Below are 10,498 nucleotides of genomic sequence, written 5' to 3'. Positions count from 1 at the left end.
AAAACCTATCTGATTTACTAAAACGTTATGAATATATCTATTTAAAAAATAATAGAGGTGGTCGAGGGAAAGGGATTTATAAAGTTTCTAAAAATAGCGATGGGCTCTACTGTTTTAAAGGCTATACCCTAAATGGTGAAAAAATTCAAAAAGACGTCGCCAAGATTGAAGATTTCCACCCCGTACTACATCCAATTGAGAGATTTGGAGGATATATTGTTCAGGAGGGTATTCAGAGCTTGACTCCGGATGGGTATCCTCTATCTATTCGAGTTCATGTTCAAACTCTTAAGGGAAAATGGCTTGTTGGAGGAATGTACGGAATGATTGCAACGGGGAAAACAATGGAAAATGGAATAATTAATATGGACCGCGGAGCCCAAGCTATGAAGGTAGATAAATTGTTATCGGTACATTTGAAGATGGATGAAACAGTGAAGAGTAAAATAATAAATAGTCTAAAGAACCTCTCCACTTTAGCAGCTGAAGTGGTCTCATCAGAAGTTCCAGATATAGAATTTGGAGTTGATTTTGGTATCAGTCAAAGTGGGAATCTGATTATATTTGAAATAAATACAAGCCCAGCTGTCGGCCTTTTTTCCAAGATTGGAAAAGGGAAAATGGGGAAACGCATTAAAGCTATTCGGAAAATGCACAAAGAAAGCCAAAACGACATTTAGGCAGATTTTTTTTGCATTTTCTAAAGGAATTAAAAAGAAGCATTCGCAGCCATTTCGCAAACGAATGCTTCCTGTATTTTTTCTAAATGTACACAAGTGATCCTATCCTACGTATTTTAGTTTTTTTCTATTAATACACGCGCTTAGCATACATATAGTGGCTGTTATAATAATCGGATAACAGAACTCTCGAGCTAATTCCATCTGAGCTTGGCACAATTATACGGTGTTCACCTGCATAAATGGCTACCCTAGACGGTGTGCTAGAACCTACTGTACTATTAAAGAAAATTAGATCACCTTTTTTTAAGTTTGAGCGCGATACTTTTGTACCTAATTTTGATAAGTCTCTTACTGAAGTTTTTCCTAAGCTAACACCATTTAATTTGTAAATATAGTTAACGTAGCCCGCTCCAGTAAATTTCATGGATCTTTCATCATTAACACTGCCCATTTTTACATTATCCATAAGATCATAAGCATCTTCAATAATGTTATCTGATTTAGTTGGCGGGTTAGATGGCATTAAAGACGGCAGGACTCTACGTGCAGTCATATAATTATTTTTATAGTAGGAAGTACTATCTAAATCGGAAATAGTGATGTTTAATTTTGTATTTGCCATATGAATTATTTTATTATCTCCAATATAGATCCCAGCATGGTTTGGAACGGTTGCTGTAGCTGACCTTCTAAAGAAAACTAAATCGCCTTTTTGAAGTTGACTTCTAGGCACATACGTCCCTTGCTTAATCATATAATCTTCATCACGGCTGCCTAGATGAACACCTTTAGATTGAAAAACAAAGTCTATAAAAGATGCACATTTAAATTGGTATGGATAAGTATAGCTGTAATCTCCTCCATATGTCGCTTTCCCTATTAAACTCTTAGCAAATTTTATAATTTCATCAGCCTTTGCTGCAGAAGCTTGCTGATTACTCGTAGAACTAACTGTTGCTGCAGAAGCTTCTATCGGCTGGAAAGGCGACGGAGCTTTCATTGCATCTACTGTTCCTGCAGAAACATTCATCGGCTGCATAACGGATGGAAAGGCACCTAAAGAACTTACTCCTAGCGCAACTGCGAGTGTTGTTGTAACTAAACGCTTATTCATATGTTACCTCCTGGTGTGTGTTTTGTATGACTTGTCCTGATTTTATCATGGAAACGAAAGTGGCTTTTACCACCAAATATTTCCGGTTGGAAATATTACAGACTTCAAACCTTGTCCCCATGGGGTTTACCGGAGTTATTTACAGTTTAGTTACAACCAAAGTAACATTGGAATCCTACGGAAATAACCATATATTTCAAATAAAAAAAATCCATGTACAAAGCATCGGATGTTCGCTAAACAAAAAAAGGGCCGGGCGGTTTTGCCTGGTTTTTCTTATTTAGATGCAAATAAATGTAACATATTTCATAATTTTTAATAAAATTGGAATAAGGGATTGGAATTGCAAATTGGATTGGAGGGTAGCCTATGTGCAAATCTGAGTCTAGTATGGAAACCAACATGTGCCTGATACTACGCCAATTCATCGTCCTATCCATCAACCATCCGACAATTTTTCGGGAATACAAATCCATCACACCTGCTAAATAAAGCCATCCCTCATATTTAGAAATAGGACAAATTGTTCTATATATTATGTAATTAGCCTATTTAACCTCTCCCCAATTGTCGTCTATACTTCAGAGGATTTCTACCGTATGGAATTAAAGAAGCTTAATGGAATTCCCAACCAATTAAAGCAAATTCTTAAAATTGTTTTAACCAATTTAGATCTCAAAACTAAATTAATATTAACTAGTAAACTTAAGAAAATAGATTATTCAACAGTTACAATATATTTTATCAGAAAGGATGATAATTTTTGAAAAGTATTGTTGACTCTGCACATGGCGGCGAGGGTTGGGTAGGACGCAAAGAATATCATACAGAAGAGATTGGAACAATATGGAACGAATTTGGGTTATCTTCAGAGACGGATGTATTAAAGCATGTATTACTACGCAGACCTGGAAAAGAGATTGAAAACATTGAAGAGCCTAATTCAGTACTTTGGACATCCATTATGGATGTTGAAAAAGCTCGATTTCAACATGACCAACTTGCTCAGGTTTATAGGGAAAATGGTGTCAAGGTTGACTATATCATTGATGATAATGCAAATTACTTCCCCAATATAATATTTGTTAGGGATACATTTACAATGACATCAGAAGGTGCTATTCTTTCTCGATTAGCTTCTCAAGTTCGAGCTGGTGAAGAGCAAATATTAGCGAAAACAGTATCTCAACTTGGCATACCAATTATTGCGAGCGCTCACAATAATATGATTTTAGAAGGCCCTGACATAGTTATAGTTAACCCAGACTTAGCGTTTTTAGGTATTGGATTACGTACAAATGATGAAGCTGTTAAGTTTGTATATAATTTACTTAAATTACAAGGGATTACAGAAATTAAAGTCATCCAGACTACCTACGGGTGTGGACACCTTGATGGTGTCTTTAATCTAATCAATTCAAAAAATGCTGCTTTAGTTCCGAGAAGGGCATCATATGAAATTTATTCTACTTTAAAACGCCATGGGTATACCATTATTGAACTCACAAATCTTACAGAGGTAGATGAGAAAATGTCAATTAATTTCATTACCCTTAATGACGAGGCAATAGTGATCAATAAAGGTGCAAAAGATAGTATTGGTAAATATAGATCTTGCGGAGTAAATTGTATTGAAGTTGATTTAACTGAGCTTATGAAAGGAGGAGGTTCAGTACATTGTCTGACTGGTGTAATCAGGAGGGAATGTAAATGAAGATATCTATATTAATACCAATCAAATTACAATATAATGAAAAGAATCTTAGTGACTTTGTGAATCATATAGCCTCTTTGGCGGTCGCATTAAAGGAGGATGATTGCCAAATTGTGATTGCAGATGAAAGTAACTGCAAAGTCTATCGTTATATAAATAATAAACTGAAATTTTTTAACAATGTTAAACATTTTATTCCTAGTGAAGATCTTCGTACTGGTGATAATGATAAACTGAACGGAATCTATGCAGGATTAAATTATGTAATTTATGATAAAGTATTGTTAATTGATGACCATTATCGAATAACGAGGGAAACTCTAGCGAAAATATCCAAATACTTCGATGAGTATGACTGCTTTAAGATGATGCCAAAGTTCGATAAATTCCCTTTCACTGTCCTTATCGACATGTGTGGAATGTTTATTATTAATATACTAGATAGACGGAAACAGTATTGTGGACATTTAGCATTCAGGAAGGAGCACATTTCAAAAACAGGCTTCCCAAACCGGGATGGTTTATTTGATGAGTTTATTCTCGAAGAAAAATTACGTAATTCTGGTTACTCGATTGGTTTTGTTAAAGATGCTTCTTTAGAAGCGACTCAAGACATTCCATTTAATAAATTTCTAGAGCAAAGAGTTCGTTACGCTTATGAAAATTTGGCCATGCCATTTCGCTTTACTCTGTATGCACTTGTATTACCTATTATTTTACTTTTACTTATCATTTCTCCAAAGGTAGCTGGTCTATTTTGTATAACAATAACAATCATTGTTCTATTATTAGCTTGTATAGGTCAAATTCTATATGGTGCTAAAATTCTTCCATTTTTCACATTTTTATTAAGTCCTCTATGGTTCTGGTTTTATCCATTTACGACTTGGATTGCAGTCTGGAAGTATTACTCAGGGGGGGTTAAGTTTGGTGGAAAAAAGGTTAGAAAAGCAAAATGAATTAAAGCATATTTCATTTCCATTAACTCATTTATTTCCGTTCTTAATCTCTCAATAGTAGCTTCCATTTCCGCAATCCCATTCTCTAATTGCTCATAATACTGGGCACTTTCTCTTTTACAGTTCATTTATCACCCGATTAATATGGGATTCTCCCACAATTTTATTCCCTTAAAAAAGGACGTATTATTTTTAATGTCACACGGAAGAATCCATAAGCATAAATAACTCTATTAAACAAATGAAAAAGACAAACCAATAGGTCTGCCTTTTTCATTTGAATGGTTTTATAACCCCTTGTCCCTATTTTCTTTTCAACAAATTAATGAGTGATTCTAAGTCACAATATTTACCGGAGGCTTTGAAGATAACGATTGATTTAGGCGGTACAATTTGAAGCAAATCCTTTTTAGCTTCATCTGCATGTTTATAGTAAGATAATTTATCAGGGGAGATGCCCTTTGATTTAGCTCCATGACAATATTCTTTCGCCCATTTTCCGATCGCTACCAATTTTTCAATCGATAAGTCGCCGATTATTTCCCCTGTTTGATAATGGACTTTTTTGGCGTATGTTTCATTGGTATGAGGCTTCTCCATATCTCCTAAAACGAGAATAATGGGTCTCTTAGGCAAATATGGGACTTGGTTCAATAATAGGTTAGTGGAATCTGGATTAGCATTTACATTATCATGGATGACCGTAATATCATTTGGGCAAGAAAGTATCTGCAGCCTGCCCTTTACTGGGAAAAATTCAGCAATCCCCTGTTGAATCTTCTTAATTGGTACTTTAAGCTCTACCCCTACGGCAATTGCCGCTAATGCATTCATAATATTATAACTGCCAAATGTATTCATCATACAGTCAAATTCAAAGCCTTTTCCCTTTACAGTAAAGAAGCTTTGAAAATTTTCATAATATACATTTGTTGCTCGAATAGTATTCCCTTCAGAAAAACCAAAAGTAATAATTTTCCCCGGATACTTAATTTCTTTTAAATATTCCGCGCAGTTAGGATCATCTCCATTTATCACAAGGATACCCTTTGGAGATAAATACTCACCCATTTCCACCTTAGCTTTAATAATGTTTTCTATTGTACCAAGACGGGGTAAATGTGCCCGATGAATGCATGTAACTACTCCAATTTGGGGTTGAATCATTTGGCTGGATAATCTCATCGTACCGAACCCCTTCATCCCAGCTTCGAGAACAGCCGCTTCATGTCTTTCTTCCAATTTCGATAGGTTAAATGCGACCCCATCTGGAGAATTATAATTGCCTGCACCTATTAAAGTGGAATATTCCTGTTTAAGAACGCTGCCGATTAATTCCTTCGTGGTTGTTTTCCCTGAGCTTCCAGTCACCTGTGTAATCGGAATAGTAAATTGCCTACGGTATAATCTGGCCATATTTCGATATGCTTTTTTTCTATTATTTACTTCAAGAACACCAATTCCTGCTTGAGCAAATTTATCGATTTGGAATTTGTGTTGTCTGCTAACAATAATACCAGTGGCTTTTCCCTTAACCAACCTTTCAATCAAGCTATCCTCATTCAAATCGTGGCGAAATAAGAATACTAGACTAAAAGGAGAAGGGTTTTTATGACGATTTGTAAAGCCTTTAATCGGTTTTTTAGTCTTCCAACTTGCGATTTTACACTGTATAACCGATGCAATTTCCTCGATCGTAAAATCATGCACTAATACTCATTCCTTTCTGTCTTGTCCTTTACCATCATATGTTTTAAGGAATATTTTGATTTGGGGATTTGAACCAATTTACTCCCATTATTGGTAATGGCCTATTTATCAATAAACATATTAAAACTTCTGACATACCATATAATGTGTCTTTCAAAACTTAGTATAAAGGAGTTAGAAATGATTAAAGTACTTTTTATATGTGCAGCAAATATCAATCGATCGCCAATGGCTGAGGCTATATTTTGCCAGTTAATCAAAACGAAAGGGCTAGATAGAAAATTTACTGTAGATTCAGCAGCAACTAATAAATTCCACGTGGGAAGGCGCCCATCTAAATCCACTCGTAAGTTTCTAGGTAAAATGAATATTCCCTATCAATGGATTCGTTCGCGCCAAGTGACTGCAAATGATCTTTCAGCCTTTGACTATATTGTTATTATGGACGAAGAAAATTTAAGCGTTTTAACGGATCGTTTTGGACAAACTAGCCAAATCCAATTTTTGCTCGATTATCTTCCTGAAGTGAAAAATAAAAATGTCCCTGACCCTTCAGTGACAGGCAACCACATGGTGACTTATAACTTACTATTGAAAAGCTGCGAAAAGCTATTGTTTCACATTATAAAACGTGAGGGGTTAGATATAGATAATGCAAATGTCTAAGAGAAATAGGAGGCTATATGAATAAATTAAAACTTCTATTTATTACTCGAGATTTTAGTCAATATGTTGAACGGAATACATTTTATTTAACGAATGAATTACGTAAATTGGTAGATGTAATAGAGTGGTTCAAACCTGGGGATATCCGTGAAATTCTAAAGAGCATACCTCAACAGCCCGATTTCATCTTGTTAAATGATTTGAAAGATACCAGATGCCCGACAATTACCGGGCTATCAACGCTAAAGATCCCTTTTGGCATTATTATGCATGATCTTCATTTGGAAATAGAGAAGCGAAAGCAATTTATAGAAGAGACAAATGTTAAATATATATTCAGCATATATAGAGATGCTTTTTTAAATGACTTCCGAAAATATAAGGATCGGATGTATTGGCTCCCGCACTTTGTTAATCCTTCAATCTTTAAGGATTACAGGCTAGAGAAAGATATTGATTATCTTCTGTTAGGTAAAGTTGCGTGGTATTACCCATTGAGAAAGAGGATAGTGAAAACAATGAGGAAGATACCTGGATTTGTTTACCGCATGCATCCAGGCTATCGCAATATTGGTGTAGCGGAAGAAAAAGTTTTTGTCGGCGAAAGCTATGCGAAGGAAATCAATCGGGCAAAAGTCTTTTTTACATGTGATTCGAGCCTTCATTATCCGATTATCAAGTATTATGAAGTCCTTGCATGCAACACCTTATTACTTGCCCCTTCCTTAAAGGAATTAAGGGATTTAGGCTTTATTCCCGGACAGCATTTTGTGGAAATTAACGGAAAAAACTTTTTAAAAATGGCCAGGTATTATTTAGAGCATGAAGACGAAAGAAAAAAAATTGCCCAACAAGGATATGAGATGGTTCATAAAAAACATACTGTCACCATTCGTGCGGCTCAGCTAGTTTCATATATTAAGGAAATACTGGACGATAGCACCATGAAAACCTAATTCATAAAAAATCACCTCCCTCTCCTTGATTCAGGGAAGTAATTTTTCACAATGCTTGAGTAGCGAAGAAAAATAAAACGGGAGTTGATCATATCTCTATGTTTAATCCGCAAAGGGCTATGGGAGAAAGTTAAACAAATAAGGATTATACGCTTGAAATAAAAAGGAAATCAAATCAATTAACGACCGCAGCATGGGAGAGAATGCAAAATTGATCACAAAAGAAAGCAGAGAATATCGTTAAAAATGTTGTCGGAAAATGTACGAAATGGCGATATTATTCTCATTCATTCTGTTTCAAAAATGACGGAGACAAAAAAAGCCCTTCCTATAATGATCAAAGCCCTTCAGGAAAGAAATTTTGACATAGTTGACCTGGAAACTTTATTGCAAATAAAAGCTTATAAATAAAAATGAGCATTTGGGAGCCCTTTTTAATTTTTATCTAGTTAAAATTTCTTTTATTTGTCCTATTCTTTAATGAAAAGCAAGTAATTCTAGGCAACATGACTCATTTTTGTTTGTTTGATATCAAAAAACCTTACTCTTACATAACTTAATAGGACAATAAGATACGTATATGTTGAAATGTTAACATCGTTGTAAAGTGAGGGATAACCATGAAGAAAACGACTAAATTAAAAAATTTGCTTAATTCCCAAAAACCTGAGTTTTTAATGGAGGCCCATAACGGTCTTTCCGCAAAGATCGTAGAGGAGGTGGGTTTTAAAGGGATCTGGGCTAGTGGACTATCGATTTCTGCATCAATGGGTGTTAGAGATAATATAGAAGGATTGATGAAAAGTGAAATATCTCGGTAATAACAAATGGACAAAGTACTCAATTATGATGGAAAATAAAGCCTTACAAAATCATCTGCCCGAAACAAGTAATTTTTCGGAAAGTGGCTTATGGGATTTGGTCGATAAGTATAGTACAGTCATTTTAAAGCCATCTAGCGGGAAAAGGGGAAGAAACATTTTCAAACTATCTTCATTGGGGGAGGGCAGGTACGAAATACATTATGAAGATAAAATAGATCTCTTTTTTGGAAGGAATAAAACCATCGACTATCTAAATAACAAGATCGACTTCCGTTCTTATCTAATACAACGTTTCATTCCCCTTTTAACAATTAACGGATCTCCATTCGATATGCGTGTGATTACCCAAAGGTACAATGATTCAAATACATGGTTTGTGACCGGCAAGGTTGCAAAAGTGGCAGGGAAAGGATTTATTGTTACCAATAATGAACTTAGTGGCGGGTCAGTGCTCCATGTTAAACAAGCTATACAAAATTCCCACTTAACTAATTCACCTGATAAAATTGACTTCTTACTTTCCGAAATTGATCGTGTTGCATTATTGGGAACCAATTGTCTAGCAGGCTACTACAAAGAGAAGTGTATTTTCGGATTCGATATTGGTATAGATCAACTGGGTCATATTTGGATCATTGAGGGAAATTCTCGTCCGTCATTGTCCCATTTTTATAAATTAGGGGATAAAGCCACATATCGGACAATAAGGGAAATCCAAAAGAAAAATCTGTAGACAAGGTAGACCCCAAGTTCATACGTTCTTTTTATAAAAGATGTTTGAGACGGTTGCCCATTTCAAACATCTTTTTAGCATCCCCTTGAAAAAAATCCAATATTGTTTTTTATTAATTTTTCTCAAGAGCCCCGACTGCCTCAATTACCTGAGCGTCCTCAGAGACCCACCCTTTACAAACATCTACCCATTGTTTAGCCGAGGAGTATTCAAATATTTCCTCACACGTTAGCTCAATGGCCGAGTTTGTGCTTCCGCAGGCAGGAAAAATCGTATTAAAGCGCTTCATAGAAACATCTAAATATATGCCTAATTCATTGGCTAATCCGAAGGGGCAAACTCCGCCAATTACATGTCCCGTTTGCTCCACTACTTCTTCAGCAGAAAGCATTCGGGCTTTAAAGCCAAACGTTTCACGGAATTTCTTGTTATCGATTTTGGCATCCCCTGCTGCGACTACTAAAATGGCTTGATCCCCTTCCCCGCGGAACGATAAGGTTTTGGCAATCCGCGCCGGAATGACGCCAATCGCTTCTGCTGCCATATCAACCGTTGCACTCGATACGTCGAATTCCATAATATCGGCTGCACGATTCCATTTTTTAAAATGATTTTTCACACTTTCTAAAGACATCTTTTTCTTCCTTTCTTTTCATAAATTAGGTAAATCATAACACCCTTTAACACTGTAAAGCAAAAGGAATGATTTTATTTCTTCAGAATTTACTTACTCTTCTTTTGTGGGAATTTATAAAAATCATATATTGAACCACTACAACTACGTAGTAGTTATTTTTATTTTTATTTTTCTTTTTCTTTTTGTCCCATTATCGTGGACGTATCGTCTGAACCAGATTGGAAAATTAATAAAGAAAAATTAGCCCATGACTCGTATCGTTTTCTACATTTTCCCTCCCCCTTTCCTAGGTTCTCAAAAGTCGATTCACCTTTTATATATAGATTAGCTTTAAAAAAGGACACGTTTTTTTAAATCTACATAAAAAGCCTATCACCGTTTATGATGATAAGCTAAATATGTGGAACAACGGTTGTCCATCTTTCAGTGTGTGTTTTCAAAAATGTGCAGATAATTATCTGCTTTTAATCCATTTTTGCAAACAAAAGAGCGTCAATTGAAT

Annotated in this window: 9 protein-coding genes and 1 pseudogene; 7 read left to right on the top strand and 3 right to left on the bottom strand. The window is 35.4% G+C overall.

Going from position 1 to position 10,498, the window contains the following annotated elements; genetic code table 11:
- Window positions 1-680, top strand: a 680-nt coding sequence (locus V7164_RS03115; protein ID WP_335353380.1) for a YheC/YheD family protein, incomplete at its 5' end; no start/stop codon positions are given.
- A 130-nt stretch (window positions 681-810) separates the two neighbouring features.
- Here the strand turns inward: V7164_RS03115 and V7164_RS03110 are convergent.
- Entirely contained in the window at window positions 811-1,797 is a 987-nt protein-coding gene (locus tag V7164_RS03110) for a C40 family peptidase (protein WP_335353379.1), read from the bottom strand.
- 763 nt (window positions 1,798-2,560) lie between these two features.
- On the opposite strand from V7164_RS03110, the gene V7164_RS03105 reads away from it, so the two are divergent.
- Both V7164_RS03105 and V7164_RS03100 read left to right on the top strand, forming a co-directional pair.
- Window positions 2,561-3,511, top strand: a complete 951-nt coding sequence (locus V7164_RS03105; protein ID WP_335353378.1) for a dimethylarginine dimethylaminohydrolase family protein — start codon at window positions 2,561-2,563, stop codon at window positions 3,509-3,511.
- Window positions 3,508-4,470: a glycosyltransferase gene (locus tag V7164_RS03100; protein WP_335346616.1), complete on the top strand. Its 963-nt coding sequence runs from the start codon at window positions 3,508-3,510 to the stop codon at window positions 4,468-4,470. Before V7164_RS03105 ends, V7164_RS03100 begins: the two co-directional genes overlap by 4 nt.
- Window positions 4,471-4,773: 303 nt before the next feature.
- On the opposite strand, the gene V7164_RS03095 is transcribed toward V7164_RS03100, so the two are convergent.
- Complete coding sequence (locus V7164_RS03095; protein WP_335353377.1) at window positions 4,774-6,180, bottom strand: UDP-N-acetylmuramoyl-tripeptide--D-alanyl-D-alanine ligase; 1,407 nt, start codon at window positions 6,178-6,180, stop codon at window positions 4,774-4,776.
- A gap of 180 nt (window positions 6,181-6,360) precedes the next feature.
- On the opposite strand from V7164_RS03095, the gene V7164_RS03090 reads away from it, so the two are divergent.
- The 4 genes and pseudogenes from V7164_RS03090 to V7164_RS03075 all read left to right on the top strand — a co-directional run bounded on the left by V7164_RS03090 (window position 6,361) and on the right by V7164_RS03075 (window position 9,359).
- The gene (locus V7164_RS03090; protein ID WP_335346614.1) at window positions 6,361-6,846 is read left to right on the top strand and encodes a low molecular weight protein-tyrosine-phosphatase; all 486 of its coding nucleotides are present in this window, start codon (window positions 6,361-6,363) and stop codon (window positions 6,844-6,846) included.
- Window positions 6,847-6,863: 17 nt separating this feature from the next.
- Window positions 6,864-7,802, top strand: coding sequence for a glycosyltransferase family protein (locus tag V7164_RS03085; RefSeq protein WP_335353376.1), 939 nt, complete (start codon window positions 6,864-6,866; stop codon window positions 7,800-7,802).
- Window positions 7,803-8,422: 620 nt separating this feature from the next.
- Window positions 8,423-8,593, top strand: a pseudogene (locus V7164_RS03080) (isocitrate lyase/phosphoenolpyruvate mutase family protein); the annotation flags it as partial.
- A gap of 13 nt (window positions 8,594-8,606) precedes the next feature.
- Window positions 8,607-9,359, top strand: coding sequence for a YheC/YheD family protein (locus V7164_RS03075; protein WP_335346612.1), 753 nt, complete (start codon window positions 8,607-8,609; stop codon window positions 9,357-9,359).
- Window positions 9,360-9,471: 112 nt separating this feature from the next.
- On the opposite strand, the gene V7164_RS03070 is transcribed toward V7164_RS03075, so the two are convergent.
- Window positions 9,472-9,993: a YbaK/EbsC family protein gene (locus tag V7164_RS03070; protein ID WP_335346611.1), complete on the bottom strand. Its 522-nt coding sequence runs from the start codon at window positions 9,991-9,993 to the stop codon at window positions 9,472-9,474.
- Window positions 9,994-10,498: the final 505 nt, after the last annotated feature.

It is taken from the genome of Bacillus sp. JJ1474 (genome assembly GCF_036965225.1).
Taxonomy (GTDB): domain Bacteria; phylum Bacillota; class Bacilli; order Bacillales; family Cytobacillaceae; genus Cytobacillus.
The sequence above is the reverse complement of the archived record's forward strand: the minus strand, read 5'-3'. Positions and strand labels throughout refer to the sequence as shown.